The following is a 26,713-nucleotide window of genomic DNA, read 5'->3' as shown; positions in this document are numbered from 1 at the left end:
CAAGAGTGCCTTGAGCCCGCCATGCTGTCCACTGGCCTTCATGGATTTGTTTAGCGCATGACGATTCCGCGATGCGCCATGTAGGCCTTGGCTTCCTGCACCGTGTATTCGCCGAAGTGGAAAATACTCGCCGCCAATACGGCGCTGGCGTGGCCTTCGATGATGCCGTCAGCCAGATGCTGCAGGTTGCCGACGCCGCCGGAGGCAATCACCGGGATACCCAGCGCATCGCTGATGGCGCGGGTGACGCCCAGGTCGAAACCATTTTTCATGCCGTCCTGATCCATGCTGGTCAGCAGGATTTCACCGGCACCCAGGCCTTCCATCTTCTTCGCCCACTCAACGGCGTCGAGGCCGGTTGGCTTGCGCCCGCCGTGGGTGAAGATCTCCCAGCGCGGGGTTTCGCCCGGACCGGAGACTTTCTTGGCGTCGATAGCGACGACGATGCACTGCGAGCCGAAATGCTGGGCCGCTTCGCCGACGAATTCCGGGTTGAATACCGCTGCGGTGTTGATCGAAACCTTGTCCGCACCGGCATTCAGCAAGTTGCGAATGTCCTGCACCGTGCGCACACCACCGCCCACCGTCAGCGGGATGAACACCTGGCTGGCCATGCGCTCGACGGTGTGCAGCGTGGTATCGCGGCCATCGACGCTGGCGGTGATGTCGAGAAAGGTAATCTCGTCAGCGCCCTGCTCGTCGTAGCGACGGGCGATTTCCACCGGATCGCCGGCATCACGAATGTTCTCGAACTTGACGCCCTTGACCACCCGGCCGTTGTCCACGTCCAGGCAAGGGATGATGCGTTTGGCCAGCGCCATGGTCAGTCCTCAGCCTTTGTACGAATCGCAGAAAGCTTGCGCTTCAGCGACATCGAGGGTGCCTTCGTAGATCGCCCGGCCGGTGATGGCGCCGATGATGCCTGGCGCCTTGGCGTCCAGCAGCGACTTGATGTCACCCAGATTGTGGATACCGCCGGAAGCGATGACCGGAATGCGCGTGGCAGCGGCCAGGGCAGCGGTGAACGGTACGTTGCAACCCTGCATCATGCCGTCTTTGGCGATGTCGGTATAAACGATCGCGGACACGCCATCGGCTTCGAACTGCTTGGCCAGGTCGATCACTTGAATGGTGCTGATTTCCGCCCAACCGTCAGTGGCGACGAAACCGTCTTTGGCGTCCAGACCGACGATCACTTTGCCCGGGAACGCACGGCACGCTTCAGCGACGAAGGCCGGATCTTTCACGGCTTTGGTGCCGATAATCACGTAGCTCACGCCCGCTTTGACGTAGTGCTCGATGGTTTCCAGGGAACGGATACCGCCACCGATCTGGATCGGAAGGTTCGGGTAGCGCTTGGCAATGGCTGTGACCACTTCGCCGTTGACCGGCTGGCCTTCGAAGGCGCCGTTCAGGTCGACCAGATGCAGACGACGGCAACCGCCCTCCACCCACTTGGCAGCCATGCTCACCGGGTCATCGGAGAACACCGTGGAATCTTCCATGCGGCCCTGGCGCAGACGAACACAGGCACCGTCTTTAAGATCGATAGCGGGAATAATCAGCATGCTTTTTCCTTCGTCCAAAGAGCTGCAAGCTGCAAGCTATAAGCTGCAAGCACGCACGCGTTTCTACTTCTTGCAGCTTGCAGCTTAAAGCTTGCAGCTGCTCCTATGCTTTCTCGAGCGCCCACAAGTCGCTTTCGATGCTTTCGAACCTCTCTTTGAGGTGCGTCTGCACATCGAAAATCGCCCTGTTGTAATAGTGCGGCGCAATTTCGCGAGTAAACAGCTCAAGGATTTCAGCCGCTTCGAACGAACCCAGGTCCAGTTCGAAGCGATCTTCCATGAAGCGTTTGATCTTGTGATTGGCCTCGTTCTCCTGTTCGGGAGTGAGGGTCAGGATCGGCGGCTTCTTCTTGGCAGCCATTTACCAGCGACCATCCCACGCGGCGAAGTTCTGCAGCAATTGCAGGCCATGGGTATGGCTCTTCTCCGGGTGGAACTGCACGGCGAAACGCGAGCCATCGGCCAGCGCCGCGGCGAAATCGACACCGTAATGACCGCCACCCACCACCTGCCGCGCATTGCCGGCGGCGATGTAGTAGCTGTGCACGAAGTAGAAACGCGCCAGGTCCGGAATGTTGTGCCACAGCGGGTGACTCACCGTCTGCTTCACTTCGTTCCAGCCCATGTGCGGGACTTTCAGGTGTTCGCCGTCTTCGTGCAGGTCCTTGCCGAAGAACTTCACCTGGCCTGGAAACAGACCGATGCAATCGACGCCGTCGTTCTCTTCACTGCTGTCGAGCAAGGCTTGCATGCCGACACAGATGCCGAGAAACGGACGGTCCTGGCTGACTTCGCGCACCAGCGAGTCGAAGCCCAGGCGACGGATCTCCGCCATGCAATCGCGAATCGCGCCGACGCCGGGGAAAACCACCCGGTCGGCTTCGCGAATCACATCGGCATCGCTGGTGATCAGGACCTTGCCGGCACCGACGTGCTCGAGGGCCTTGGCCACCGAGTGCAGGTTGCCCATGCCGTAATCGATAACCGCGACCGTCTGCATTACAGAACGCCTTTGGTCGACGGCATCTGACCGGCCATGCGGTCATCAAGCTCTACGGCCATGCGCAGGGCGCGGCCGAATGCCTTGAACACGGTTTCGATCTGGTGGTGGGTGTTGGTGCCACGCAGGTTGTCGATGTGCAGGCTGACCAGCGCATGGTTGACGAAGCCCTGGAAGAATTCCTGGAACAAGTCAACGTCGAAGCCGCCAACGGTGGCGCGGGTGTAGGGAACATGCATCTGCAGGCCAGGACGGCCGGAGAAGTCGATCACCACACGCGATAGGGCTTCATCGAGCGGAACATAGGCGTGGCCGTAGCGACGGATGCCTTTTTTGTCGCCGATGGCTTTGGCGAAGGCCTGACCCAAAGTGATACCAACGTCTTCCACCGTGTGGTGGTCGTCGATATGCAGGTCGCCTTTGCTGACAATATCCAGGTCGATCAGCCCGTGACGGGCGATCTGGTCCAGCATGTGCTCAAGAAAAGGGACACCGATATCAAATCGGGCCTTTCCGGTGCCATCCAGGTTGATCGAGGCTTTGATCTGGGTTTCCAGAGTGTCGCGCTCGACTGACGCCTTACGTTCGGCCATCACCAGCTCCGCAAAATCATTGGGCGAAAAAGGCAGCCATTATAGGGGCGCGGGCGCGAAACAGAAACACGGGAGGTGATATCACTGACGGAGTGAATCCGGGAGTATCGGGGATAGACATGTCCATACAAGCGGATTTGATGGCGCCTCAAACAAATGTGGGAGCGAGCCTGCTCGCGAAAGGGCCTTCACATTCAACATCTCTGTCGACTGTCAGACCGCATTCACGAACAGGCTCGCTCCCACAGGGGCAGTGCGTTTTACTTAGTGGAACAGAACCGCCGTCTTCTGCAGGGTCACCCAGACACCCCACGCCAACGGAATCCCCACCACCAGCCACGCAGCAATCGCCAACGGCTTGGTGCCCGGCGCCGCTTTCCACTCCAGCACGGTGCTGGCATCAGCACCCTTGTCGTGGCCCAGCGCCTGTTCGGCAGCCAGTTCGGCGTCAGTCATGAAGTACTTGTCGGCCACCGGGCGAACCATCAGGTTGCACAGGAAACCCAGCACCAGCAAGCCCGCGAGGATGTACAAGGTGATGTCGTAAGCCGCGGCGCGCTCAACGCCGATGCTCAACTGATACTCACGAATGTAGTTCACCAACACCGGACCCAACACGCCCGCCGCCGCCCACGCCGTCAGCAGACGACCGTGGATCGCGCCAACCATTTGCGTACCGAACAGGTCCGCCAGGTAAGCCGGCACGGTCGCAAAACCACCACCGTACATCGACAGGATGACGCAGAACGCCGCCACGAACAGCGCAACGTTGCCCAGGTGACCGAGGTTCGGGATCAGCGCGTACAGCGCGAAACCGAGGGCGAAGAACACGAAATAGGTGTTTTTACGGCCCAGGTAATCCGAGAACGACGCCCAGAAGAACCGACCACCAATGTTGAACAGGCTCAGCAAACCGGTGAAACCGGCCGCAATCGCCGCGATAGAAGCCAGTTGCCCGGCGTCCAACTGACCGAACGGCAGGTCAACACCGATCAATTTACCGCCGAACACTTCCTGCAACAGCGGCGAAGCCATGCCCAGGATGCCGATACCCGCCGACACGTTCAGGCACAGCACCAGCCACACCAGACGGAATTGCGGGGTTTTCCACGCCACATTCACGTGGACGTGACGGTGAGTGATCATCGCGTTCGAAGCTTTCTTCGCCGGAGCGGTCCAGCCTTCAGGTTTCCAGCCGGTTGGCGGCACGCGGTAGGACAGTGCACCGCCGATCATGAACACGAAGTAGATCGCGGCCATCACCAGGAAGCTCTGCCACACACCGACGCTGTCTGCCGAAGCGAAGTGGCCCATCAGGGCTGCGGCCAGCGGAGCACCGACCATCGCACCACCACCGAAGCCCATGATCGCCATGCCGGTCGCCATGCCGCGCTTGTCCGGGAACCACTTGATCAGGGTCGACACCGGCGAGATGTAACCCAACCCCAGGCCGATACCGCCAATGACCCCGGAGCCGATCCACATCAGCCAGATCTGGTGGGTATAAATCCCCAGCGCCGAAATCAGCAGACCACCACACCAGCACAGTGCCGATACAACGCCAGCCTTGCGAGGCCCGGCGTGTTCCAGCCAGCCGCCCCAGATCGCTGCCGAGCAGCCGAGGAAGATGAAGAACAGGGTGTAGATCCAGCCGAGCATCGAGATCGGCCAGTCACATTGCGACGAGAAAACTTGCGAGATGAAGCTCATGTCCGGCGCGCAGGCTACCGGCTTGGTCACGCCCAGGGCTTTGGACAGTGGCAACCAGAACACCGAGAAGCCGTAAGCCATGCCGATGCACAGGTGGATGGCCAGTGCGGCCGGTGGTACCAGCCAGCGGTTGAAACCGGGCTTGGCGATGATGCGTTCCTTGGACAGGAACCCGGGCTGATTGGCTGTAAAGCCATCCGCCGTGATACTCGTGGTCATTGTGTATCCCCCAATTATTAGTATGGTTCGCCAGCCACTCTTCGCCCCCAGCCTTATGCGCACGCATGACTGTCTTTTTCAGGGTGAAGCTCCATTTTGGTGCGACATCACGTCGCAGAAGGACGGACGAACCGGCAGAGGTTACCATCTGTACGTGACAGAAAAACCAAAGTGATATCACCTTTGTGTAAGTCATCTGTTCTCGTACCACTGAAGGAACCGCCATGCCGATCATTGTCGAGCTGCTGCACGAAGCCACTTATCAGGATCAGCAAGACCTGCAAAAAATTTACCGCGACGCTCCGGACTGGCTGTTCGCCCCGTTTTCAGGGGGTTTGCAGCTGATCGAAAGCTGCCTGGAAGACGGTTCGCTGATCGCCGGACGCTTCAATGATCGGCTGCTCGGCGCGGCTCGCTTGCAACGAAACCACGACGTTTGGCACTTGTCCCAAATCTGCGTGCGAAAAATTACCCGTCGCCGTGGCGTTGCCGAACGAATGGTGGACGAAGCGCGGAAAATGGCTTCGCAATCGGGCGTGACCTTGCGTCTGCTGGCACCTGCCGGGCATCTCGAAGCTCAGGCACTGGCCGCCAAGCTGAAAGTGCCGCTGGATGTGCTGCCGACGTGATCGCTGACCGGTCGTCCGCTTCGGAGCGCTATACTCCCCGGCTAAATTTCGAATTCGACTAACTACAAGGACTCGCCCATGAAAGCGTTCGGCAAAATCCTGGGTCTGGTGCTTCTCGGGCTGTTGCTGATCATTGTGGCGCTGGGCTTTGCCCTGACCCACCTCTTCGATCCCAACGACTATAAAGACGAGATTCGCCAGATTGCCCGCGACAAGGCCCACATCGAGCTGACGCTCAATGGCGATATCGGCTGGAGCCTGTTCCCGTGGCTTGGCCTGGAATTGCACGAAGCCAGTGTCGCGACCCTGGCCAAACCCACCGAACCGTTCGCCGACTTGCAGATGCTGGGTCTGTCCGTGCGCGTGCTGCCGCTGCTGCGCCGCGAAGTGCAGATGAGTGACGTGCGCGTCGAAGGCCTTAACCTGCGCCTGAACCGCGACAAGGACGGCCACGGCAACTGGGAAGACATCGGCAAGGCCCCGGCGCCAGTCACCCCGGCCACGCCAGCCGCTACTGCTGGCGAACCTGCGCCTGCGCCGACCACCACCGCCCAGGCGGAAAAACCGGCCCAACCGATTCGCCTGGACATCGACAGCCTGACCGTCAACAACGCCCGCGTTGAATACAACGACGAGAAGACAGGCAAGCAGTTCAGCGCCGAAAGCATCCAGCTGAGCACCGGCCCGGTCCACGACTCAACCAACATTCCGGTCAAACTCACCGCGTTCCTCGGCACCAATCAGCCGGTCCTGCGGGTACGCACCGAGCTCAATGGCGAGTTGCGTTTCGAACGCGCCTTGCAGCGCTACAAATTCGAGGACATGAAACTCTCCGGCGAAGTCGCCGGCGATCCGCTGCAAGGCAAGACCATGACCTTCGCTGCCCAAGGCCAGTTGCTGCTGGATAAAGCCGCGAACGTCGCCGAATGGACCGGTATCAAGATCTCTGCCAACCAAATGCGCGCACTGGGCGAGTTGAAGGTCAACGACCTCGACAAGACGCCGCAAATCAGCGGCGGCATTTCGATTGCCCAGTTCGACCTGGCGAAATTCGTCGACAGCATCGGCCAGACACTCCCGGCCATGGCCGAAGGCAGCCTGAGCAAGGTCGAGCTGGTCAGCCGTCTGGCGGGCACGCCTGCGAGCCTGTCGCTCGACAACATCAACCTGAAAGTCGACGACAGCAGCTTCAGTGGCCGCATCGCCGTCGAGGACTTCGCCAAGCAATCGCTGCGCGCAACCCTCAAGGCCGACACCTTCAACGTTGACCGCTATCTGCCACCCAAGTCCGCCGAAGCCAGTAGCGCGACGCAAGTGCGTCAGGCCGAAGTCGCCAGCACCGAAGCCGACGCCATGGCGGGCGCCGGCAGCACACCGTTGCCCGCCGCACCGACCAAAACTGCGTGGAGTACAGAACGCCTGTTGCCGGTAGAACGCTTGCGCAAACTCGACGTACAGGCCGACCTGACCTTCGGCCAGTTGACCCTCGACAAACTGCCGATTCAGAACGCAACGCTCAAGGCCGCTGGCCAAGGCGGCCTGCTGACTCTGGAGGAACTGCGCGGCGACCTGTATGGCGGCAACTTCGAAGCCAAGGGCACCCTGGACGTGCGCCCGGAAGTACCGGCGCTGAACATGCAGACGCGCATCACCAAAGTGCCCGTGGAAAAAATCCTTGAAAGCCAAGGGAAGAATCCACCGGTCAAAGGCCTGGTGACGCTCAACAGCGCGCTGACCGGCAGCGGCAACAGCCAGCAAGCGCTGATCGAGACGCTCAACGGCAACGCCAGTTTCGTCATCAACAACGGCGTGCTGCTCAACGCCAACCTTGAACAACAGCTGTGCAAAGGCATCGCCACACTCAACCGCAAAAGCCTCAGCGGCGAGCCACGGGGCAAGGACACACCGTTCCAGGAGCTCAACGGTAACCTGACCTTCCGTAACGGCGTGGCCAGCAACCCGGACCTGAAAGTGCGCATCCCGGGCATGACCGTCAAAGGTGACGGCGACGTCGACCTGCGAGTACTGGGCATGGATTATCGCGTGGGCGTGATCGTCGAAGGCGATAAGAGCGACATGCCGGACCCGGCCTGCCAGGTCGGCGAGAAGTTCGTCGGCATCGAGTGGCCGCTGCGCTGCCGTGGCCCGCTGGAACTGGGCGCCAAGGCGTGCCGTCTCGATAACGAACGCATGGGCGAGGTCGCGAGCAAACTGGCGGGCGAGCGGATCAGTGAAAAAATCGACGAGAAGCTTGGCGACAAGGTCAGCCCCGAACTGAAAAATGCGCTGAAGGGGCTGTTCAAGCGATGAGAGCCGAGCAGTTTTCAACGGCGGTGCTGGACTGGTACGACCGCCACGGCCGCCACGATTTGCCCTGGCAACAAGGCATCACGCCGTATCGGGTGTGGGTCTCGGAGATCATGCTGCAACAGACCCAGGTCAGCACCGTGCTGAATTACTTCGACCGTTTCATGGCTTCGCTGCCGACGGTCGAGGCCCTGGCCGCCGCGCCGGAAGACGAAGTGCTGCACTTATGGACCGGCCTGGGTTACTACACTCGCGCACGCAATTTGCAGAAAACCGCAAAGATCGTTGTGGCCGAGTACGGCGGCGAGTTTCCGCGAGATGTCGAAAAGCTTGTCGAGTTGCCGGGCATCGGCCTGTCCACCGCTGGCGCCATCGCCAGCCTGAGCATGGGCCTGCGGGCGCCGATCCTCGATGGCAACGTCAAACGGGTGCTGGCGCGCTTTACCGCGCAAGAGGGATATCCGGGCGAGCCGAAGGTCGCCAAACAGCTGTGGGCGAACGCTGAGCGCTTCACGCCGCATGATCGGGTCAACGCCTACACCCAGGCGATGATGGATCTGGGCGCCACGCTCTGCACCCGCAGCAAACCGAGTTGCCTGCTCTGCCCGCTGGAAAAGGGCTGCGAAGCGCACATGCTTGGGGCCTGGAAACCCGCTACCCGATCCCGAAGCCGCGCAAGACCGTGCCACAGAAGCGCACGTTGATGCCGATGCTCGCCAACGGCGAAGGCGCGATTCTGCTTTACCGCCGGCCTTCTACGGGCTTGTGGGGCGGTCTGTGGAGCCTGCCGGAACTCGATGACCTCGACGACCTGCAACATCTGGCCTCGCAGCACTCGCTGGAACTGGGCACGCAACAAGCGCTGCCGAGTCTGGTCCACACCTTCAGCCACTTCCAGTTGTCCATCGAACCCTGGCTGGTTCAGGTCCAGGAGGCCGGCCATTACGTGGCCGAGGCCGACTGGCTCTGGTATAACCTCGCCACCCCGCCGCGCCTGGGCCTTGCCGCCCCGGTCAAAACCTTGCTCGAACGCGCGGCCGCCGTATTGAACGCAGGAGAGTTGTCATGACCCGCACTATCATGTGCCGCAAGTACAAAGAAGAATTGCCCGCCCTGGAGCGCGCTCCATTCCCGGGCGCCAAAGGTCAGGACATTTTTGACCACGTCTCGGCCAAGGCCTGGGCCGACTGGCAGAAACACCAGACCCTGCTGATCAACGAAAAACGCCTGAACATGATGAACGCCGAAGACCGCAAATACCTTCAGGGCGAGATGGACAAGTACTTCTCTGGCGAGGAATACGCCAAGGCTGACGGCTACGTTCCGCCGGCAGAATAATCCCGATTTATCGGGGGTCGGAACGTAAGCGACGGTAATAGTTAAATTTTTTTTGAAAACTTGCTTGACGACCCCCCGAAAAACCCGTTTAATGCGCCCCGTTGCCCAGATAGCTCAGTCGGTAGAGCAGGGGATTGAAAATCCCCGTGTCGGCGGTTCGATTCCGTCTCTGGGCACCAAATACCGAAAACCCTGAATCGCAAGATTCAGGGTTTTTTTATGCCTGGGATTTGATAACGACAATCCACCGCAGCACAGCTGCCGGAAAACAATCACGCTTTAGTACGCCGCCTCGATGATGGCACCATGCTATTATTTTCCCCGTGCATGGAATAAAGCCGACATTGATCCCGATGCCCCGCATCCGAATCAGCCGATACAGGAGAGAGACAGCGCAAGGAGTGCGTGCATTTCACCCCTCCCCGCAAAACACTGCCCTCCCCTGTTCGACGACACGAAGCCAGCCTTCCAGGCACGCTCCCTTCTCGAAAGTCCTGAACATGGAACAGTTATGTCTGACATCAATGAACTGAAAGACAAGGTCAACACCAAAACCTTGAACATGGTCCTGCTGTCGATTGCGACCGCCGGGATCTACTTGCTGTTGTGGTTGTACAAGAGCAACCAGAAGATCAACGAAACCACGAAAATCAAAGTGGTCGACGACACCTACGTCATCTGGGTCGCCGTCTGCCTTGGCTGGAGCGGCGCGTTGTCGAACCTGGGCGACGTGTTGTTCGACTCGCTTTCCGGCATTTTGCTGATCGCATTGAACGCGCTGTACATCGTATGGGCCTTCAAGGCAAAAAACGCACTGTCGGAATACGCCCTCAACGAGCACAAAATCGACCTGCGCATGAACGGGTTCTATACCTTCTTCCTGAACATTTTTTACGTGAACTACTGCATCAACGACTTGCCTGAAGAGCAGCGTAAACAACTGATCCTGCGTGGCCAGACGACGCAAGCCTGATCAACTGGCGAGGGGCAGTCTCGAAGGACTGCCACCGTCACTCATCACCCTTCCAGTTGAACACCAGATTACGCACGCCAGCGCTGCCGACATCTGTCGTGTCGCGCTTTTCCTCACCATTACGGGTGGCGACCACGGTGTACTTGCCGGCCGGTAACTGGACGTAAACCAGAGGCCCTGCCTGACTGAGTGTCAGCACTGATTGACCTTGAGCACTCTGGATAACCAATTCAACATCCGGTACATATTTGCCCTCCGGCCCAATGGAAAAGGTCATGTGCAGGTTGTAGCCGGTCGCTTGCTGAATGGCCTTCGCTTCATCCTCGCCAATACCGCCGGACAGATAGGTAATCCCGTTCTGTTCCTGGCGCTGAATCTGCACGCCTGTGCTGTCGATGGGCTCCAGGCTCGCGGCCCCTGACATGGCGGGAAACATCAGCACACCGATGGTGGCGATGGAAAACATGAGGGAATGGATGGACTTCATGATGGTGGCTCCCGGGTTCCACGGAACCCAATCGTTACTCCTTTGGATTTCTCGCTGGATGCTCAAGTTTTAGATTGATTGGTACTTGGGCTCACTGCGAAATGGACTACACGCTGTATTCCTGAAGCACGCATTTCAGTCAGATCGCTCCTGCAAAACGAATGCGGCATTTCCTGCGGATATCCCGGCCGCGCCCTGCATCGCCGCCCTGCCTTCTCTTGGCATGCTCTTTCGCCGTTTCTCCAAGCCGCGGAAGACTTCATGAGCATCGTCAAAACCGAAATCACTAAAGATCCCCAACTCGCCTCTCTGGTGGGAAACCTTGGGGAACTGATACGTCAGGCACGCCAGAAGGTGTTGCGAGCGGTCGATACCGTTCAGGTGCAAACCTGCTGGCAGATTGGTAGGCATATTGTCGAGTTCGAGCAGGAGGGGGCTCGGCGGGCGGGTTATGGCAAACAGCTGCTGTCTACGCTGGCGAAGGTACTGACAGCGGAGTTCGGGAAAGGCTTTGACGAAACCAATTTGCGAAAAATGCGCCTGTTTTATCAGGCGTTTCCAATTCGAGACGCACTGCGTCTCGAATTGAGCTGGACCCACTACCGCAGGCTGCTGCGAGTCGACAGCGATAAGGCGCGCAAGTGGTACATGGACGAGTCTGCCAACCAAAACTGGTCAAGCCGAGCTCTGGAACGCCAAATCAGCTGTTCGCCAGCAAATACAAACTAGTGCTGCCGAGCGAAGATGAACTACGTGCTGAGCTGGATCGAGAACGGGCGGCAATCGAGGAGCGACTGCTTGATCTGATCCCCTGATAAATACGGGCGGATTGTTCACACGCGGTGTGAGGACTATCGTTGGCAACTAACCCGCAAAGGTCCAAAGCCGATGAATTTGCAGGACATGCCTTCACTGGCACCGACTCAGATCGAATTGTCGCTGACCACCGATACTGCGGGCGAACCGTTCAAGGAGCCCGCCGCAGACGCCTTCATCCTCGGCGGCCTCACTTGGCGGCACGCCTCTCAGGACCGCGCGCGCCCGGTCGTCATCATCAACGCGGCCACCTCGGTTCGTTGCCGGCATTATTCGCGCTTCGCCGACTACTTGTTCGCCAACGATTTCGATGTCATCACCTATGACTACCGCGGCATCGGCGAGTCGCGCCCAACGTCGTTGAAAGGGTTGCAGGCGTCATGGTCCGATTGGGGCGCGCTGGATTTCGAGGCGATGCTCAAGCGCGCGCAGCGCGAATTCCCAGGCCAGCCCATTGATGTCGTCGGTCACAGCTTTGGAGGCTGTGCAGCGGGTCTGGGAGCGTCCGGGCATTTGATTCGGCACTTGGTGACAGTCGGCGCGCAATTCGCTTACTGGCGCGACTATGCGCCCGCCCATCGCTGGCGGATGTTCGGCAAGTGGCATGTGGTGATGCCGTTGATGACCCGGCTTTACGGCTACTTCCCCGGCAAACGCCTCGGCTGGCTGGAGGACACGCCCGCTGCGGTGGTTCGCGACTGGAGCACCCCCACTGCGCGCTACGAAACGCGGCCCAGTGGTCGCCTCATGCACGCAAAAACCGGCCGGCTTCCCTTTGCATCAGTCACCGCAAAAACCCTGGCCATCAGCATCAGCGACGACCCATACGGTACGATTGCCGCCATTGAGCGCCTGCTCGGCTACTTCACCCACAGCACAAATACCCACCTGCGAATCGCCCCCGAAGACATCGGCGAAGAAGAAGTCGGACATTTCGCCTTTTTTCGCAGCGCATACCAAGCCACACTATGGCCCATTGCATTGTCCTGGCTGCGGACCGGCGAACTGGCCCCCGACACACCCGGGCGGCGCGTGCCACGCAGCTGATGGACTTGCCCACTCAACGAAATACGGAACGACCCCCATGGCCTCCGCCAACAAGCAGCAAAAACGCGCCACACGCGCCAAAGCCAAGGCCAAGCAGAACCGCACCCAACGGGCCGCTGCGCCGGTCGAGCTGGACCCGAATGACGATCGCATCGACTTCGAATCGGTGGACCTGACCGAACTGTTCAAAAAAATGATCGACGCCGAAAAAATCAACCAGCAAGCGATGTGCATTGCCTTCCTCGAAGACCCGCTGCTGGAACTGGTGTACGAGCAGGAAGGCGAAGAAGGCGCGATGGATTTCATCCTCGCAGCGCTGATCGAATATCGCCAATGGTCCACCGAAGTCGATGAAGCCGGCGCCCTGGCGTGGATCGAATCGCCAGCCTTCCAGGCTGACTATGTCGCGGCGTCCGACGTCATTGCGGCCCAAACCCAACAGAAAGCGAACTGAATTTAATGGCATCCCTGAACAAACAGCAAAAACGCGCCAAACGGGCCAAGATCAAAGCCAAACAAATCAACATCCACGGCCGCAAACCCGCCGCACTGGACGATGACCTGGGCGAAATCGGCGAGCCGATCCCGGAATACACCCTGGCGATGTTCAGCAAAATGCGCGACGCCGAAGCCATCAGCCGCAATGACATGCTGCTGGCCCTGCTGTCGGACCTCGCCGGGATCATCAGCGACCACCCCGAACTGCTGGACATGGAAAACGCCGACAACGAAGCCATGGCCGCCACTCACCTGGCCGCCGACATGCTGATCGACTACCGCATGTGGACCGATGGCATGGACCGCGATGCCGCACAGGCGTGGCTGACCGATCCGCAGTTCATCACTGATTTTGGCGATGCGCTGGACAGCTATCGTCAGTCGCTGGATGCGCAGGAAGAAAAGAGCGAATAAATACTCGCCCTTGAAAGCAAAAACGGCCGCTTGTCATCACTGACAGCGGCCGTTTTTTATGTCCATTTCCAAAGCTCATCGACCTCTCGTCATCGGATAGGTATATCCCATTGACATATCCCAATAGAGATCTATTCTCTGGACTCAGACACCAGTAAAAACGCAGGAGGCCACAATGGAACAGACTACCCTTTTCATGAGCAATCGAAGCCAGGCTGTCCGTCTGCCGAAAGCTGTGGCGATGCCAAGTGACGTCAAACGGGTCAACGTATTTGCCATCGGTCGGGCTCGCATCATTACGCCTGCAGACGAGACATGGGATAGCTGGTTCGATGGAGATAACGTCAGCACAGATTTTATGACTGATCGCCAACAACCCGCCGATCAGGAGCGTGAGTCGTTCTGATGATCAAGTTCATGCTCGATACCAATATCTGTATTTTCACCATCAAGAACAAACCGCAAATAGTCAGAGAAGCTTTCAACTTGCATGACGGACAGTTATGCATCAGCGCGATTACGCTGATGGAGTTGATCTACGGTGCCGAAAAATCAGCGACCCCCGAAAAGAACCTCGCGGTAATTGAAGGCTTCACAGCCCGCCTTGAAGTTTTCCCTTTCGACAATGAAGCAGCCGCGCATACCGGAATGATACGGTCCGAGCTAGCGAAGGCCGGAACGCCCATTGGTCCCTATGACCAAATGATTGCCGGACATGCGCGCTCACGAGGGTTAATTGTCGTCACCAACAATCTGCGTGAGTTCGAACGGGTGCCAGGATTACGTGTAGAGGATTGGGTTCATCCCGATTGAATCGAATAAAGCTAACGAAAAAAAACGGCCGCTTGTCATCACTGACAGCGGCCGTTTTTTTTAAACCTTCAAACAACAATCAGGCAGCAACACCTTCCAGACGCGGAATATCAAAACCCAGCTTGGCGCTGGCATAACCCAGTTCGCCTTTGGCGATGGACTGAGCCTTGTAGCCGGCATCGATCAGGTCCTTAACGTACAGCTTGTTGTAGATGAACATGAACACCAGGTTGCTGAGGCTGAACGTGAAGCAGGCCACGACGAACATGATCGCCGCCCACTTGAAATCACCACGGAACAAAGCCGGGAAAAAGCCAAAGAAAAACACGGTCCACGAGAAGCCGATTGGCGCTTCTTTCATGGCACCGGTGTTAGGGTTTTTGAACACAACCGATGTAAACGCCATGCCTGTCTCCTTGATGCCCCAATGGGTTGGCTGGATGGCCGGGCTCTCCATGCAGCGCTTTAAACGGCAAGCACACGCAAATGCATCTGTGACTCGCGTCAGATGAGGGAGCAGGTAAGAAAGGGTCGGGGCTTTAGCCAGGAAGGCTGGGGGCGTCGAACAATCCGTGTCCTGAAACTCCATCGCACCCCGCAACAGCGAGATACACATTCGGCGAGAAGGCTACTATCTAGCCATCACTGTGTCCATCAGGTAAACGCCCGATCACTCGTCTGAATGAAAACAAAAACGACCGCGATCATTTCTGATGGCGGTCGTTTCTGTGTTTCTACAGTGTCAGAACACTCAGCGCGCAACCGCTGCGATCAACTGCTCGTTGCGACGACGGCGCGCTACGAACAAGCCCGCAGCCACGACCAACAAGCTCAGCAGACCTGTCGCGAGGATCTCGACGCGGTGGGCTTCCTGGAACAGCATGATGGTCAGGGCCGCGACGATGAAGATGATCACCGCATAGGTCAGGACCGGGAACAGCCACATGCTGAAGGCGATTTTTTCGCCGCGAGCCATACGTTGCTTGCGCATACGCAGCTGCGAAATCGCGATCACCAGGTACACCAGCAGCGCGATGGCGCCGGAACTGGCCAGCAGGAATTCGAACACCGCAGCAGGGGCTACGTAGTTGGCGAACACGGCAAGGAACGCTGCGCCAGTCGACAACATGACGGCCCAGTACGGCGTGCCGCTCTTGTTGGTGCGTTGGGAAACGGCCGGCGCATCACCGCGCTTGCCCAGGGAGAACATCATGCGTGAAGCGGTATAGAGCGCCGAATTCAAACAGCTGGTCACAGCGACCAGCACCACGATGTCGACGATCAGCTTGGCATTCGGGATGCCCATACGCTCAAGCACGGTCTGGTAGGAACCGACAGCGGCCAGTACCGGGTCATTCCATGGCACCAGGGCCACGACGATGAAGATCGACACGAGGTAGAACAAACCAATCCGCCAGATCACCGAGTTGGTGGCCTTTGAGATTTGCTGGCCCGGGTTCTTCGATTCCGCGGCCGCGATAGTCACGATCTCGGTACCCATGAAGGAAAACATGGTGGTCAGAATAGCGCCCAACACCGCGCCCATGCCGTTTGGCAGGAAGCCCTGGGTGTCGAACAAATGCGAAACGCCGCTGACCTGGCTGTTCGGCAGGTAGCCGAAGATCGCCATGATGCCAAGTGCGATGAAACCGATGATCGCGATGACTTTGACCAGGGCGAACCAGAATTCGAATTCACCGTAGTTCTTCACGCTGAACAGGTTGGTCACTGTCAGCAGCAAAGTGATGACCAAAGTGAAGGCCCAGATCGCCACGTTGGGAAACCAGGCATGCAGGATGGTCGCGGCGGCATTGGCCTCCAACGGGATCACCAATACCCAGAACCACCAGTACAACCAGCCGATGGTGAAACCGGCCCAGTGACCGATCGCGCGATCGGCGTAGGTCGAAAAGGAGCCCGTGTCTGGCGAGGCGACAGCCATCTCGCCGAGCATGCGCATGACCAGCACCACCAGAGCACCGGCGGCGGCGTACGCCAACAGCACGGCCGGGCCTGCGGCAGCAATGGCGTGGCCGGAGCCGACGAACAGGCCGGCGCCGATAACCCCGGCGATCGACAGCATGGTCACATGACGCGGTTTGAGCCCCTGTTCGAGGCCATTGGAGCTTGGGGTACTGCTCATTGAAACTACCTTTGTAAGGGAAAGCGATTTGCATCCATCCCGTCCGGCGCTCCTTCTCGTAAAAAGAAACCAACAGGGCGTTCCATATTCTGCACGCAATAATTGCGCCAAAATGTTTCAAACTCCCGAAGCACGGGGCCTGCGGCGTGACCAGACAGTCATCGCAAGTCATTGAGATTAATGGCAATTCGCCAGAGCGTTACCCTGCGACCCACTTTGAGAACGAAACAACGCACCAGAAACACACCTGAAAATGTGTCGACGCACAATAAAAGTGCAGATCAGGAACGTTTGGCCGGTTAGCGCTTCCAACACCCCGTCAAAGCTGGCAACATCGCGCCCTTTTTTACGCGACACCCGCGGGGCAGCTGGTTCAAACGGCTGTTCGGTTGATAGCAGCGCGACAGTCTGCTGTACCGATGCGACAACCTGCCACATGCCACCCGTTTACCGCCCGTAGCGCTGTTGGCTGCCATTCGAACGCTATGCTAGCTTGGCCGCCTCGCCAGGAAGGCCAACCAACAGCAGGAGCGAAACACTATGAGGAACGCACATGGCTGAGGCCACGCCCGCGCTTGAAATTCGCAACTTGCACAAACGCTACGGACAGCTCGAGGTGCTCAAAGGCATCTCGCTGACCGCCCGCGACGGCGACGTGATCTCGATCCTGGGTTCTTCCGGTTCCGGCAAGTCCACATTCCTGCGTTGCATCAACCTGCTGGAAAACCCGCACCAGGGCCAGATCCTGGTGGCCGGTGAAGAACTCAAGCTCAAAGCCGCCAAGAACGGCGAACTGGTGGCTGCCGACGGCAAGCAGATCAACCGTCTGCGCAGCGAGATTGGTTTTGTGTTTCAAAACTTTAATCTGTGGCCGCACATGAGCGTGCTCGACAACATCATCGAAGCCCCGCGCCGGGTGCTCGGCCAGAGCAAGGCCGAAGCCATCGAAGTCGCCGAAGCCCTGCTGGCCAAGGTCGGCATCGCTGACAAGCGTCACGCCTATCCGGCGCAACTGTCCGGTGGCCAGCAACAACGCGCGGCCATCGCCCGCACGCTGGCCATGCAGCCCAAGGTGATCCTGTTCGACGAACCCACCTCCGCCCTTGACCCGGAAATGGTCCAGGAAGTACTTAATGTCATCCGCGCACTGGCCGAAGAAGGCCGCACCATGCTGCTGGTCACCCACGAAATGGGCTTTGCCCGTCAGGTGTCCAGCGAGGTGGTGTTCCTCCACCAGGGCTTGGTAGAAGAGCAAGGATCGCCACAGCAGGTGTTCGAAAACCCGCTTTCGGCACGCTGCAAACAATTCATGTCCAGCAACCGCTAACGGAGCTACCCGCATGCAGAACTTCAAAAAAGTCTTCCTGGCTGCCGCCGTCACCCTGGCGTTCAGCGCCGGTGCCATGGCTGAAACCCTGAAGATGGGCATCGAAGCGGCCTACCCGCCGTTCAACAATAAAGATGCCAGTGGCAATGTCGTCGGCTTCGACAAGGAAATCGGCGACGCCCTGTGCGCCAAGATGAAAGTCGATTGCACCGTGGTCACGTCCGACTGGGACGGCATCATCCCGGCCCTGAACGCCAAGAAGTTCGACTTCCTGATCTCCTCGATGTCGATCACCGACGAGCGCAAGCAAGCGGTCGACTTCACCGAGCCGTACTACTCGAACAAACTGCAGTTCATCGCGCCGAAAGACAAAGAGTTCAAAACCGACAAGGATTCCCTGAAAGGCAAAGTGATCGGCGCACAACGTGCGACCCTCGCCGGCACCTGGATGGAAGGCAACATGAAAGACGTCGAAGTCAAACTCTACGACACCCAGGAAAACGCTTATCTGGACCTGACCTCCGGGCGCCTGGACGGCATCCTGGCCGACAAATACGTCAACTACGAATGGCTGAAAAGCGACGCCGGTCGTTCGTATGAATTCAAGGGCGACCCGGTGGAAGAAAGCGACAAGATTGGTATCGCTGTACGTAAAGGCGACACCCTGCGCGCGAAGCTGAACCTTGCCCTGAAAGAAATCGTCGAAGACGGCACTTACAAGAAGATCAACGACAAGTACTTCCCGTTCAGCATCTATTGATTCTGACTTGCCTGGCCGGCGCCGTTCTTTGACGGCGCCAGCCCTTGGCATTGCCTGCTGCACATTGAAAAGAAATCCATGACTATCGATCTCTACGGATTCGGCCCGGCACTCGCCGCTGGCGCGCTGATGACTGTGAAACTGGCACTCTCGGCCCTGTGCCTGGGGCTGGTGCTCGGTCTGCTCGGCGCCTTGGCCAAGACTTCCCCGTACAAGCCGTTGCAATGGCTTGGCGGCACTTATTCGACACTGGTTCGCGGCATCCCGGAATTACTGTGGGTGCTGCTGATCTACTTCGGCACGGTCAACCTGATGCGTGCCCTGGGCGAGTTTTTCGGCAATCCCGACCTCGAACTCAATGCCTTCGCCGCTGGTGTGATTGCGCTGGGGCTGTGCTTCGGCGCCTACGCCACGGAAGTGTTTCGCGGGGCAATCCTGGCGATTCCCAAAGGTCACCGTGAGGCCGGCGTCGCCTTGGGCCTGTCGAAGTTTCGCATCTTCACCCGGTTGATCATGCCGCAGATGTGGCGCATCGCCCTGCCCGGCCTGGGCAACCTGTTCATGATCCTGATGAAGGACACGGCACTGGTGTCGGTGATCGGCCTGGAAGAAATCATGCGTCATGCGCAAATCGGCGTGACCGTATCCAAGCAGCCGTTCACCTTCTATATGGTGGCCGCGTTCATGTACCTGGGCCTGACCATTCTGGCCATGACGGGCATGTACTTCATGGAAAAACGCGCCGCTCGCGGCTTCGCGAGGAGCACCCAATGAACTGGGAAGTCATCATCAAGTGGCTGCCGAAGCTGGCCCAGGGCGCCACACTGACCCTGGAACTGGTGGCCATCGCCGTCATTGCGGGTTTGCTGCTGGCCATTCCGCTGGGCATCGCGCGCTCATCGCGGCTCTGGTACGTGCGGGCATTTCCCTACGCCTACATCTTCTTTTTCCGTGGCACGCCGTTGCTGGTTCAGCTGTTCCTGGTCTATTACGGCCTGGCGCAATTCGATGCGGTCCGTAACAGCTCGATGTGGCCGTACCTGCGCGATCCGTTCTGGTGCGCCACGGCGACCATGACCCTGCACACGGCGGCCTACATCGCCGAAATCCTGCGTGGTGCAATTCAGGCGATCCCGCCGGGCGAGATCGAGGCCGCGCGGGCGCTGGGCATGTCCCGACCGAAAGCGCTGTTCTACATCATCCTGCCCCGTGCCGCGCGCATCGGCCTGCCGGCCTACAGCAACGAAGTGATCCTGATGCTCAAGGCCAGCGCGCTGGCCAGCACCGTGACCCTGCTGGAGCTGACCGGCATGGCCCGCACCATCATTGCCCGGACCTACCTGCCGGTGGAGATCTTCTTCGCCGCGGGCATGTTCTACCTGCTGATGGCTTACGTGCTGGTGCGTGGCTTCAAGCTGCTGGAGCGCTGGCTGCGCGTCGATGCCTGCCAAGGGCGCTGATTCTCCTGTGCTGACGGGCGAGGCCCTGCTCGCCCGTTTCACGGCGCTGGATGCTTTTCTGATAAAGCATCAGGCGTTGTGGAAACCTCGTCCGTTTACTCATCTGCAACTTCCTTGGGAAGCGTCCTACCCGGAACTGGCACTTTGGCTACGGGGACGGTCGCTGGAGGATGCGGAAAGCAGCCATAACCAACCCGGTTTGCTGGATGCGCCGCAGCCATTTGCTGCGTTGGCGGCGCTTTCCCTTGAGCTGGATTCGGTGGGCGAGTTGCCGGCGCATGCACTGGAAGCGGCCTGGCATCGATTGAATGTCGATGTGCCGGGCCGTAAGTGGCAGCAGATTGAAGCGTTCGCCAGTCGTTTGTCGTTTACCACGCCGCCCAGGCATTGGCTGGACTGGTGTTCAGGCAAGGGCCATTTGGGTCGACGGTTGCTGCAACACGGCCAACAACTGACCTGCCTGGAATACGACCCTGCGCTGGTTTCCAGCGGCCAGACGCTCAGTCAACGCCATCACCTGCATGCGCTGCATGTCGAACAGGATGTGCTCGCGGCGGATACCATTGCGATGTTGAATGCCGATCACACGCCCGTTGCGCTGCATGCTTGTGGTGATCTGCACGTGCGGCTCATTCAATTGGCCAGCGCCGCAGGCTGCAAACAATTGGCGATCGCGCCCTGCTGCTATAACCGAATCAGCCTTACTGCGTACCAACCGCTTTCCCCGGCCGGTTTGCGATCCGACCTACAACTCTCCCTCGACGATCTCTCGTTGCCGATGAGCGAAACCGTCACCGCCGGGGCTCGCGTCAGACGTCAGCGCGACACTTCCATGGCCCGGCGCCTCGGCTTCGACTTGCTGCAAAGACAACTGCGTGGCGTTGACGAGTACCTGCCAATTCCCTCCCTACCGAGTGCCTGGCTGGATAAATCCTTCGCCGACTACTGCCATCATTTGGCCGCGTTGAAAGAGTTATCCACAACCGGCCCGCAAGATTGGTCAGCACTCGAAGCCGCTGGCTGGCAGCGACTTGCCGAAGTGCGCAATCTGGAATTGCTGCGTGGCCTTTTCCGACGCCCGCTAGAGCTTTGGCTGGTGCTCGATCGGGCACTTTTCCTGGCCGATCAGGGCTACACCGTTCGCCTCGGTACCTTCTGCAAAACCCCGCTCACGCCGCGCAATTTCCTGCTCCTGGCAGAACGTCCGTAAAAAGCCACAGCCTGTGGATAACTCTGTTGATGGAATTATCATGGATCCAATATAACCGCCTGTTTCAGCGGTGAAACGCCACTGTTCAATTTTCGTACACATGATAAAAAACCGAGAAAAACAGGCATTTGCGCACAAATGAGAATGGGTCCACAAAAAAGTCATGAGCGCCAATCCTGAGTGCGGCCGTTGTGCATAAGCGTCCGACGAAAAGGACATAACCGCCGAAACCCGGTCGCGCTCGGCGGAAAATTGCACGTCACGGCCACCCTTGTTATACAGGCAGGCAAGAGCGCCAAAGTGCGCCCACGAACAAGAAATCTCTGACAGACAGGAAGCCACAGTGACGTTCATTTCTTACGCACAGAATTTCGAAGACATACGCCTGTGGCGCGCCCTCAAAACCGTCGAAAACGGCTTCTATATCGACGTCGGTGCCAACCACCCCACACACGACTCCGTGACCAAAGCTTTCTATGACCGTGGCTGGACCGGCATCAACATCGAACCGATGCCCAACTACTACGACGCCCTGAGCCAGGAACGCCCCAACGACACCAACCTGCAATGCGTGGCCGGTGAAAGCGCCGACGACCTGACCTTCTACGGCATCGCCGGCACCGGCCTCTCCACCCTCGACCCGGCCATGGCGCAAATGCACAAAGACGCCGGCATGGACGTGCGCAGCCAAACCGTCCAATCCCGCACCCTGACCTCCATCTGCGAAGAACACGCCCAGGGCCGCGAGATCCACTTTCTGAAAATCGACGTCGAAGGCCACGAAGAAACCGTCCTGCGCGGCATGGACTTCAGCCAATGGCGACCGTGGGTCATCCTCATCGAAACCCCATGGGACCGCGACCAGACCTGGGAAACCCTCGTCACCGACGCCGGCTATCAATCCATCCTGTTCGACGGCATCAACACCTACTACCTGGCCAACGAACACCTGAACCTCAAACCCGCCTTCGACATCCCGCCGTGCAATCTGGACGAGTTCCAGTTCTGCAAAGGCCACAACTTCAGCCACCCCGTCAGCGACGCCGAACACCAACTCGCCGCCGCCCTGCAACGCGCCGAACAGGCCGAAGCACAGCTGCGCGCGATGCAAAACAGCCGCACCTGGAAAGCCCTTCAGAAACTCAAGAAAACCCTGCTTCGCGCCTGACCTGACGCCTGCGCAAAAATAGTCTGAATTCAGGGGTTTACAGAACCAACCCAATCGCTATAATCGTCGCCCTAACACGCCGGTATAGCTCAGTTGGTAGAGCAACTGACTTGTAATCAGTAGGTCCCGGGTTCGACTCCTGGTGCCGGCACCATACAAAACAAAGCCCCTGCAGAAATGCAGGGGCTTTGTTGTTTCTGGAACGTCCACTTTTTGTCCACACTCTGGAGCCCGCGCGAGCCTGCTCGCGATGAGGCCGCCAGACCCAACGACGATCTACTGACCCAAACAAAGGGCTGCGTTGCCCAAGGCTTCGAAAAAACGAAGCAACCTCAACCAAACAGCATCCTTTGCCAATGATCCTCACCCACAATGGCAATCGAAGCTCCTGCCTCTCGCAACTCCACTGCCTTCATGATCTTCGTTCCATAAGTACTGTGGCGCCACTGCTCATTACCCACACTACCGACCACCAGGTAGTGCACCTTCTTGCTCACACCGCCTCCAATCAAACCACCTCGTTCTTCGACCAGCGCCTGACAATCCTTACGCGGCCCAAAGGCCATGACACCCGTAAACACGAACATCCGGCCATCCCACACCAAATCAGGGGCTGGTGAATTGAAAGGAAGGTCCGTAGGAGTAACGGCAACAGCAACAGCACCGCCGTCCTTCGGTCTCTCAATGCCCACTCCAGAAAAACCACGCAGGATGTTAAGCAGCTCCTGGGACTCATCCATGTCTAGCGCATTGTCCTGAAGCATGCGCGCCAAACGCGAATACAGCAGATTGATCACCGGATCGTTCAGATGCGCGAGATTGTTTTCCAGCCATTGTTTTAGAAAAACCGCTTCCGTGATGTTCACGGCACCGTCCGCCGTAATCCCTGCGGCCAACCCCACCAAGGCATCGGCGGCGCGTCGATCAATACTGGCGCGGTGGAAGAATTTACTGTTCTCGAACTAGTGGTGTAGATCCATTACGGGTTTTCCTTGGGGTAGGTCCGGCTCAATAACGAAGTATTAGTGGGTAAATATTCTGATTAAAGCTAGCACCGCTGCGCGAACACTCTCTTTAATCCGGAAATTAGATCCGCCCCCTTTCCCCTCTTTACATTCACAAAATATCAAAATGGACATAATAGTGGCATTTGGTTATCATGCAAAAATCTGAGCGCAGCTGAAACAACTTAATACAAGGAAGAAGTTAAACATGTATATTTCCGTTGAGCAGTCCCACAAACTGGACACGATAATAAAAAGCTATGAGGTTGCACTTCGCAGCTTCATATCAGACATAATGGCCCGGAAATATCAAAGCCACTCCTTATTTGATCAAACACTAAAATCAATATCGATATCAAATAATCTAATTTACGCAAAAAAATTCTCTGCAAAGCTTAGGAAGTTCACGTCTACATCCAGTGAAATTTATTCGCTAATTTCAAAATGCAAAGCATCGCTTGATAACAACACATTTGACAATGACGTGCCGTATGTATCTGAACTAATAGACCTGATGCTTATATTTTTCAGTCTCCACTTCTCTGACAAAGAGATCGTGAAGGCCTTCAGTTCCATCGAAGAATTTCACTACTGCTGCACTATATATCATAAGACAAGAAACAATCTATCCCATCCAGCATCCCACCCAATTACAATTTCTGACGCAAACAAAGTTGTATATTTCATCGAGAACGGAATTGCAACGCTAAACGAAAAACTTTTCTGGTATGCATCTAAAGCATACATTTCAGAGCACATAAAAAACTATAACAACCATGACAATGACGGATTCCCCAAACATCATAATTTAGGCTTGGCGCCTTCAACTCATAAAAGCCTTCTCTGTCGCGAATCAGTTATCTCTAACCTATATGAAGCACTGTTAGGAAGTAATGTCCGACAAAGACTTGCCGGCTCTGTCGTATTATATGGTTATGGTGGAGTTGGCAAAACGGCTATCACAACTGAATTTCTTTATCGCCTGATTAGAGACCGAAAAGACAACAAGCACAAAGATCTAAGCTACCTGTTATTCTTTTCTAGCAAAGATGAATATCTAAGATCAAATAATACTTCAGGCGAACTTTATATCGACTCGGCGAAGCCTGAGTTCTCAACACTAGAAGATTTACAATCGCTTATTTGCAAATGCTTAGACATTGAAAATGTCTACGAAATAAAAGAGCGTGGCATTATTGCGATTGACAACATTGAAAACATTGAAAACTCCGAAAAACAAAAAATCATTGACTTTATAAAAGCACTACCAAGAAACGTACAGTTTATAGTCACGTCACGAAATGAAGAGTCTTGCGAGGAGAAAATCCACGTCGAAGAGTTTAAAAACGATGACACTGGTGTAACCTTTGTAGAGCAAATGGTCGAATCTGAAGGGTTCGATATAAATCTGCGATTAGGAATGGCCGGACAGATATTAAACGCATCGAAGGGTAACGCGTTAATTATCATTCAAATATTAAATATTGTAGATCGTCAAGTTTCAACATTCACAAGCATCACCACTTCACTCGAGAGTATGCGATCAAAAAACTCGGAAATGATCGCAAACTTCATGTATAAGAATACATTCGATGCTGCACTTAAATATTTGTCATCGAACGGACACCCCATTAACGAATTACTGCAAGTAATATCCTTATATGATGAACGAATAGAACTTTATTCGATTAGCAAGCTTCTGAGTATAGGGATCGCTGACGCAGAAAGAACCTGCAACTATTTACTAGAGCGCCTAATTCTCAAGAAGACCGGCGAGTATTACGAGCTTAATGAATTTGCCAAACGGTTCGTATTTATTAAACTGCTCCCCGACCGATTTCAGCTGGGGGCTATAAAAGAAAAAATAAGAATACACAAAGAGAGAATGAAATTAAAGTTGGCGCAACTGGACTCCACACTTACCTCGAACTCTGTCCTGCATCGAATAGTTAATGAGTGGCAACCGAGGAACTATATAGACACAATTGTAATTGCCGAATTGTTCTCCATATACGGCCAGGCCATAAAATGCGTAACCCAAAACAACAAAAGAAAATACGAACAATATCTCAAAGAGTTTGACGAACACTCTTTTATCACTAGCCACCCTTATGTCCCACTCCAAAAAGCGCGCCTATACAAAGAAGGCATGTATAAATTCTATAGAAATGACCCCACAATTTTAATGCAAGTCGAAAGACTTTATGAAGAAGCGGTAGAATCTATAGAGTATGATTATCGATACCTAATAGGGAGTTTGGCTCACGCCTCTCTTTTGATGATGTTCGGGATATTTCTTTCTCAACACCTTAAGGAATATAGTCGTGCTATCAGGGTATTGGAAGACGCAAAATATTTTCATGGCGAACTCAGAGGTAAAGGCTGGTTCATAATATGCAACTACCTTTCCTTTTCATATAAGAAAATGCATATTTTAACCAGGGAACATGTTTACAGCGAACAGCTCAGCCTAATAGTTTCAGAGGTTATAGAAACTGCTAAAACAAACCTTCCAAAGCAGGGATTTGATATTAGCCAGTACCAAAAAACCTATTGCTAGGTGGATAACCATCAGTCTGACGCGCGAGTGGAATCTTCCGTTTCAGACTGATCCAAACTTTAGAATCTTGAACAGACTAATTTAGAATCAAATAAACTCGTCCATTCTGAGCATTATTTTCAGACTATCTAACGCGGAGCTACCGTATTTAACACCCATTACAAACCAACATAACCCACAGCCAACCAGAAAACCTCCACCAAGCCAAAACAAATCTGATCTACTAAAAAAGCACCGGAAATAAGTTTACCACCGACTCAACGTAGAGTTCATCTGTAATTAATAGATAGTTCGTTACCACAGTAATTTATCAACAATTCGTGGTATTCCAGTCGTCCCACGCGCAGAGTCTAGTGCCAAAAAATCCCGTAGATTTTGATTATGGTTGTTACTTCGCCAAATTTCATAAATATGCTGATTAATACCTATAGCCGCAACGAATCTTGCAGAGTCCCAATTTGCTCGTCCGGCTCCCCGCGGGCTCGGATTTGGTATACCAAGAAGCAAAGTGCCATTCCATTGGTCCCACGTGCGCAAACCGAGTGGAGGTAAATATGTAGCTCGGGATATGTGAAAGTACGAGAGCCCGGAGTGTCTCCCATCTATCATCGGGGCCAAATCTGGAAACAAGCAATGTAATGTCTTGCTTGCAGCAACAAAGCCGCCACT

The 26,713-nt window shown here is 56.3% G+C and carries 26 protein-coding genes, 2 tRNA genes and 2 pseudogenes; 20 read left to right on the top strand and 10 right to left on the bottom strand.

Features of this window, described 5'->3' with window-relative positions; translation table 11 throughout:
• Window positions 1-50 precede the first annotated feature (50 nt).
• The 6 genes from hisF to JIO00_RS01610 all read right to left on the bottom strand — a co-directional run bounded on the left by hisF (window position 51) and on the right by JIO00_RS01610 (window position 5,090).
• A complete protein-coding gene (gene hisF / locus JIO00_RS01635; protein WP_007972752.1) occupies window positions 51-821 on the bottom strand; it encodes an imidazole glycerol phosphate synthase subunit HisF in 771 nt (256 codons plus the stop codon).
• 9 nt (window positions 822-830) lie between these two features.
• Window positions 831-1,568 (bottom strand): 1-(5-phosphoribosyl)-5-[(5-phosphoribosylamino)methylideneamino]imidazole-4-carboxamide isomerase, encoded by a 738-nt coding sequence (gene hisA / locus JIO00_RS01630; RefSeq protein WP_010464588.1) that lies wholly within the window; start codon window positions 1,566-1,568, stop codon window positions 831-833.
• Between the two features lie 103 nt (window positions 1,569-1,671).
• Window positions 1,672-1,929 (bottom strand): DUF2164 domain-containing protein, encoded by a 258-nt coding sequence (locus tag JIO00_RS01625; RefSeq protein ID WP_010464590.1) that lies wholly within the window; start codon window positions 1,927-1,929, stop codon window positions 1,672-1,674.
• Window positions 1,930-2,568, bottom strand: a complete 639-nt coding sequence (gene hisH, locus JIO00_RS01620; protein WP_010464592.1) for an imidazole glycerol phosphate synthase subunit HisH — start codon at window positions 2,566-2,568, stop codon at window positions 1,930-1,932.
• The gene (gene hisB, locus JIO00_RS01615; RefSeq protein WP_003218037.1) at window positions 2,568-3,161 is read right to left on the bottom strand and encodes an imidazoleglycerol-phosphate dehydratase HisB; all 594 of its coding nucleotides are present in this window, start codon (window positions 3,159-3,161) and stop codon (window positions 2,568-2,570) included. The genes hisH and hisB overlap by 1 nt, the downstream gene beginning before the upstream one ends.
• A gap of 264 nt (window positions 3,162-3,425) precedes the next feature.
• Window positions 3,426-5,090: an OFA family MFS transporter gene (locus JIO00_RS01610; protein ID WP_154911952.1), complete on the bottom strand. Its 1,665-nt coding sequence runs from the start codon at window positions 5,088-5,090 to the stop codon at window positions 3,426-3,428.
• A 224-nt stretch (window positions 5,091-5,314) separates the two neighbouring features.
• Between JIO00_RS01610 and JIO00_RS01605 the strand changes: the two genes are divergently transcribed.
• From JIO00_RS01605 to JIO00_RS01580, 6 genes and pseudogenes are all read left to right on the top strand, one after another.
• Window positions 5,315-5,719, top strand: coding sequence for an acetyl-CoA sensor PanZ family protein (locus JIO00_RS01605; protein WP_077747588.1), 405 nt, complete (start codon window positions 5,315-5,317; stop codon window positions 5,717-5,719).
• A gap of 78 nt (window positions 5,720-5,797) precedes the next feature.
• Window positions 5,798-8,029 (top strand): AsmA family protein, encoded by a 2,232-nt coding sequence (locus tag JIO00_RS01600; protein ID WP_200667483.1) that lies wholly within the window; start codon window positions 5,798-5,800, stop codon window positions 8,027-8,029.
• Window positions 8,026-9,095, top strand: a pseudogene (mutY, locus tag JIO00_RS01595) (A/G-specific adenine glycosylase). Before JIO00_RS01600 ends, mutY begins: the two are co-directional and overlap by 4 nt.
• Window positions 9,092-9,364: an oxidative damage protection protein gene (locus JIO00_RS01590; protein WP_010464608.1), complete on the top strand. Its 273-nt coding sequence runs from the start codon at window positions 9,092-9,094 to the stop codon at window positions 9,362-9,364. Before mutY ends, JIO00_RS01590 begins: the two are co-directional and overlap by 4 nt.
• A 103-nt stretch (window positions 9,365-9,467) precedes the next feature.
• A tRNA-Phe gene (locus JIO00_RS01585) sits at window positions 9,468-9,543 on the top strand.
• Between the two features lie 332 nt (window positions 9,544-9,875).
• Window positions 9,876-10,337, top strand: coding sequence for a DUF4234 domain-containing protein (locus JIO00_RS01580; RefSeq protein WP_010464610.1), 462 nt, complete (start codon window positions 9,876-9,878; stop codon window positions 10,335-10,337).
• A 37-nt stretch (window positions 10,338-10,374) separates the two neighbouring features.
• Here the strand turns inward: JIO00_RS01580 and JIO00_RS01575 are convergent, their stop codons facing one another.
• Window positions 10,375-10,824 (bottom strand): hypothetical protein, encoded by a 450-nt coding sequence (locus tag JIO00_RS01575; RefSeq protein WP_010464612.1) that lies wholly within the window; start codon window positions 10,822-10,824, stop codon window positions 10,375-10,377.
• A 261-nt stretch (window positions 10,825-11,085) separates the two neighbouring features.
• Here JIO00_RS01575 and JIO00_RS01570 point away from each other — a divergent pair.
• The 6 genes and pseudogenes from JIO00_RS01570 to vapC all read left to right on the top strand — a co-directional run.
• Window positions 11,086-11,529: pseudogene (locus JIO00_RS01570) on the top strand (DUF1016 N-terminal domain-containing protein); the annotation flags it as partial.
• Window positions 11,530-11,712: 183 nt separating this feature from the next.
• The gene (locus tag JIO00_RS01565) at window positions 11,713-12,687 is read left to right on the top strand and encodes an alpha/beta hydrolase family protein (protein ID WP_200667482.1); all 975 of its coding nucleotides are present in this window, start codon (window positions 11,713-11,715) and stop codon (window positions 12,685-12,687) included.
• 37 nt (window positions 12,688-12,724) lie between these two features.
• On the top strand, window positions 12,725-13,141 hold the full coding sequence (locus JIO00_RS01560) for a hypothetical protein (protein ID WP_200667481.1): 417 nt from the start codon (window positions 12,725-12,727) through the stop codon (window positions 13,139-13,141).
• A 5-nt stretch (window positions 13,142-13,146) separates the two neighbouring features.
• Window positions 13,147-13,599 carry a hypothetical protein gene (locus JIO00_RS01555; RefSeq protein WP_154911946.1) on the top strand — a complete coding sequence of 151 codons (453 nt, stop codon included), beginning with the start codon at window positions 13,147-13,149 and terminating at the stop codon, window positions 13,597-13,599.
• Between the two features lie 175 nt (window positions 13,600-13,774).
• Window positions 13,775-14,005 (top strand): type II toxin-antitoxin system VapB family antitoxin, encoded by a 231-nt coding sequence (gene vapB / locus JIO00_RS01550; protein ID WP_083375253.1) that lies wholly within the window; start codon window positions 13,775-13,777, stop codon window positions 14,003-14,005.
• Window positions 14,005-14,412, top strand: coding sequence for a type II toxin-antitoxin system tRNA(fMet)-specific endonuclease VapC (gene vapC / locus JIO00_RS01545; protein ID WP_010464625.1), 408 nt, complete (start codon window positions 14,005-14,007; stop codon window positions 14,410-14,412). The genes vapB and vapC overlap by 1 nt, the downstream gene beginning before the upstream one ends.
• Window positions 14,413-14,491: 79 nt before the next feature.
• Here vapC and JIO00_RS01540 read toward each other — a convergent pair whose 3' ends face one another.
• Both JIO00_RS01540 and gabP read right to left on the bottom strand, forming a co-directional pair.
• A complete protein-coding gene (locus JIO00_RS01540) occupies window positions 14,492-14,818 on the bottom strand; it encodes a hypothetical protein (RefSeq protein WP_010464627.1) in 327 nt (108 codons plus the stop codon).
• Window positions 14,819-15,163: 345 nt separating this feature from the next.
• Window positions 15,164-16,555, bottom strand: a complete 1,392-nt coding sequence (gene gabP, locus JIO00_RS01535) for a GABA permease (RefSeq protein ID WP_077747581.1) — start codon at window positions 16,553-16,555, stop codon at window positions 15,164-15,166.
• Window positions 16,556-17,108: 553 nt separating this feature from the next.
• On the opposite strand from gabP, the gene JIO00_RS01530 reads away from it, so the two are divergent.
• From JIO00_RS01530 to JIO00_RS01500, 7 genes are all read left to right on the top strand, one after another.
• On the top strand, window positions 17,109-17,882 hold the full coding sequence (locus tag JIO00_RS01530; protein ID WP_007897462.1) for an ABC transporter ATP-binding protein: 774 nt from the start codon (window positions 17,109-17,111) through the stop codon (window positions 17,880-17,882).
• 13 nt (window positions 17,883-17,895) lie between these two features.
• Window positions 17,896-18,642: an ABC transporter substrate-binding protein gene (locus tag JIO00_RS01525; RefSeq protein WP_200667480.1), complete on the top strand. Its 747-nt coding sequence runs from the start codon at window positions 17,896-17,898 to the stop codon at window positions 18,640-18,642.
• Window positions 18,643-18,720: 78 nt separating this feature from the next.
• Window positions 18,721-19,416, top strand: coding sequence for an ABC transporter permease (locus JIO00_RS01520; protein WP_010464638.1), 696 nt, complete (start codon window positions 18,721-18,723; stop codon window positions 19,414-19,416).
• Complete coding sequence (locus JIO00_RS01515) at window positions 19,413-20,102, top strand: ABC transporter permease (RefSeq protein ID WP_010464640.1); 690 nt, start codon at window positions 19,413-19,415, stop codon at window positions 20,100-20,102. Before JIO00_RS01520 ends, JIO00_RS01515 begins: the two co-directional genes overlap by 4 nt.
• Window positions 20,083-21,312, top strand: coding sequence for a methyltransferase (locus JIO00_RS01510; protein ID WP_200667479.1), 1,230 nt, complete (start codon window positions 20,083-20,085; stop codon window positions 21,310-21,312). Before JIO00_RS01515 ends, JIO00_RS01510 begins: the two co-directional genes overlap by 20 nt.
• 343 nt (window positions 21,313-21,655) lie before the next feature.
• A complete protein-coding gene (locus JIO00_RS01505) occupies window positions 21,656-22,480 on the top strand; it encodes an FkbM family methyltransferase (RefSeq protein WP_200667478.1) in 825 nt (274 codons plus the stop codon).
• Between the two features lie 78 nt (window positions 22,481-22,558).
• Window positions 22,559-22,634, top strand: a tRNA-Thr gene (locus JIO00_RS01500).
• Between the two features lie 178 nt (window positions 22,635-22,812).
• Here JIO00_RS01500 and JIO00_RS01495 read toward each other — a convergent pair.
• Entirely contained in the window at window positions 22,813-23,409 is a 597-nt protein-coding gene (locus JIO00_RS01495; protein ID WP_224795495.1) for a BRCT domain-containing protein, read from the bottom strand.
• A gap of 283 nt (window positions 23,410-23,692) precedes the next feature.
• Here JIO00_RS01495 and JIO00_RS01490 point away from each other — a divergent pair, with 283 nt between their 5' ends.
• Window positions 23,693-26,044 carry an ATP-binding protein gene (locus tag JIO00_RS01490; RefSeq protein WP_154911941.1) on the top strand — a complete coding sequence of 784 codons (2,352 nt, stop codon included), beginning with the start codon at window positions 23,693-23,695 and terminating at the stop codon, window positions 26,042-26,044.
• The last annotated feature ends 669 nt before the right edge of the window (window positions 26,045-26,713 follow it).

The sequence above is a fragment of the Pseudomonas sp. SW-3 genome (assembly GCF_016615645.1).
GTDB classification, from domain to species: Bacteria; Pseudomonadota; Gammaproteobacteria; order Pseudomonadales; family Pseudomonadaceae; genus Aquipseudomonas; species Aquipseudomonas mandelii.
Note: the sequence above shows the minus strand (reverse complement) of the source record. Positions and strands in the feature narration are given on the sequence as shown.

What these genes read in the sequence shown, in the direction of transcription:
- hisF (WP_007972752.1), bottom strand. Translation starts at nt 821, where the DNA reads ATGGCGCTGGCCAAACGCATCATCCCTTGCCTGGACGTGGACAACGGC.
- hisA (WP_010464588.1), bottom strand. Translation starts at nt 1,568, where the DNA reads ATGCTGATTATTCCCGCTATCGATCTTAAAGACGGTGCCTGTGTTCGT.
- JIO00_RS01625 (WP_010464590.1), bottom strand. Translation starts at nt 1,929, where the DNA reads ATGGCTGCCAAGAAGAAGCCGCCGATCCTGACCCTCACTCCCGAACAG.
- hisH (WP_010464592.1), bottom strand. Translation starts at nt 2,568, where the DNA reads ATGCAGACGGTCGCGGTTATCGATTACGGCATGGGCAACCTGCACTCG.
- hisB (WP_003218037.1), bottom strand. Translation starts at nt 3,161, where the DNA reads ATGGCCGAACGTAAGGCGTCAGTCGAGCGCGACACTCTGGAAACCCAG.
- JIO00_RS01610 (WP_154911952.1), bottom strand. Translation starts at nt 5,090, where the DNA reads ATGACCACGAGTATCACGGCGGATGGCTTTACAGCCAATCAGCCCGGG.
- JIO00_RS01605 (WP_077747588.1), top strand. Translation starts at nt 5,315, where the DNA reads ATGCCGATCATTGTCGAGCTGCTGCACGAAGCCACTTATCAGGATCAG.
- JIO00_RS01600 (WP_200667483.1), top strand. Translation starts at nt 5,798, where the DNA reads ATGAAAGCGTTCGGCAAAATCCTGGGTCTGGTGCTTCTCGGGCTGTTG.
- JIO00_RS01590 (WP_010464608.1), top strand. Translation starts at nt 9,092, where the DNA reads ATGACCCGCACTATCATGTGCCGCAAGTACAAAGAAGAATTGCCCGCC.
- JIO00_RS01580 (WP_010464610.1), top strand. Translation starts at nt 9,876, where the DNA reads ATGTCTGACATCAATGAACTGAAAGACAAGGTCAACACCAAAACCTTG.
- JIO00_RS01575 (WP_010464612.1), bottom strand. Translation starts at nt 10,824, where the DNA reads ATGAAGTCCATCCATTCCCTCATGTTTTCCATCGCCACCATCGGTGTG.
- JIO00_RS01565 (WP_200667482.1), top strand. Translation starts at nt 11,713, where the DNA reads ATGAATTTGCAGGACATGCCTTCACTGGCACCGACTCAGATCGAATTG.
- JIO00_RS01560 (WP_200667481.1), top strand. Translation starts at nt 12,725, where the DNA reads ATGGCCTCCGCCAACAAGCAGCAAAAACGCGCCACACGCGCCAAAGCC.
- JIO00_RS01555 (WP_154911946.1), top strand. Translation starts at nt 13,147, where the DNA reads ATGGCATCCCTGAACAAACAGCAAAAACGCGCCAAACGGGCCAAGATC.
- vapB (WP_083375253.1), top strand. Translation starts at nt 13,775, where the DNA reads ATGGAACAGACTACCCTTTTCATGAGCAATCGAAGCCAGGCTGTCCGT.
- vapC (WP_010464625.1), top strand. Translation starts at nt 14,005, where the DNA reads ATGATCAAGTTCATGCTCGATACCAATATCTGTATTTTCACCATCAAG.
- JIO00_RS01540 (WP_010464627.1), bottom strand. Translation starts at nt 14,818, where the DNA reads ATGGCGTTTACATCGGTTGTGTTCAAAAACCCTAACACCGGTGCCATG.
- gabP (WP_077747581.1), bottom strand. Translation starts at nt 16,555, where the DNA reads ATGAGCAGTACCCCAAGCTCCAATGGCCTCGAACAGGGGCTCAAACCG.
- JIO00_RS01530 (WP_007897462.1), top strand. Translation starts at nt 17,109, where the DNA reads ATGGCTGAGGCCACGCCCGCGCTTGAAATTCGCAACTTGCACAAACGC.
- JIO00_RS01525 (WP_200667480.1), top strand. Translation starts at nt 17,896, where the DNA reads ATGCAGAACTTCAAAAAAGTCTTCCTGGCTGCCGCCGTCACCCTGGCG.
- JIO00_RS01520 (WP_010464638.1), top strand. Translation starts at nt 18,721, where the DNA reads ATGACTATCGATCTCTACGGATTCGGCCCGGCACTCGCCGCTGGCGCG.
- JIO00_RS01515 (WP_010464640.1), top strand. Translation starts at nt 19,413, where the DNA reads ATGAACTGGGAAGTCATCATCAAGTGGCTGCCGAAGCTGGCCCAGGGC.
- JIO00_RS01510 (WP_200667479.1), top strand. Translation starts at nt 20,083, where the DNA reads ATGCCTGCCAAGGGCGCTGATTCTCCTGTGCTGACGGGCGAGGCCCTG.
- JIO00_RS01490 (WP_154911941.1), top strand. Translation starts at nt 23,693, where the DNA reads ATGTATATTTCCGTTGAGCAGTCCCACAAACTGGACACGATAATAAAA.